Raw genomic sequence first — 516 nt, 5'->3', positions numbered from 1 at the left:
TTCGTCGTCGGCGGTGAGCTCCGTCAGCTCGGCGGCCGGGCGGGTGGCGACGGCGACCACCCGCCGTCCGGCGGCGAACAAGTCCGCCAGGGTCGCATCCGCGGCCGCCGGCGTCCCGTCGCACCGGTCCAGGACCTGTTCGGGGGCGCCCTTGACGACGAGGAGGCGGTTGCCGTCGTCGTCGACCAACACCGACGTCGCGCGCCGCTCGTGGTCGAACGGCAGCAGCGCGACGCGGCGCACCGCGCCGCCCACCAGTTGCTGTGGCTGCGGGGAGTCCCACAGCGCGGCGTCGAGCGGATTGGCGCTCACCACACCGGATTCCGGGTCGACGTCGGTGGCCAGCAACCCGAGCCGCCGGACCGGCTCGGCCGGCGCACCGGCCGGATCGACCGCGCCGACCAGGCGGATGCGGCCCTCCGTCAGCGTGCCGGTCTTGTCGGTGATCAGGATGTCGATGTCGCCGAAGTCTTCGATGCAGACCAGGCGTTTGACCAGGACCTTGGCCTTGGCCAG

The 516-nt window shown here is 73.1% G+C and carries 1 pseudogene; it reads right to left on the bottom strand.

The window, feature by feature from the left end:
- Positions 1-516: pseudogene (locus A5696_RS01300) on the bottom strand (magnesium-translocating P-type ATPase); the annotation flags it as partial.

This window comes from Mycobacterium sp. E2699, assembly GCF_001666745.1.
Taxonomy (GTDB): Bacteria; Actinomycetota; Actinomycetes; order Mycobacteriales; family Mycobacteriaceae; genus Mycobacterium.
Note: the sequence above shows the minus strand (reverse complement) of the source record. Positions and strands in the feature narration are given on the sequence as shown.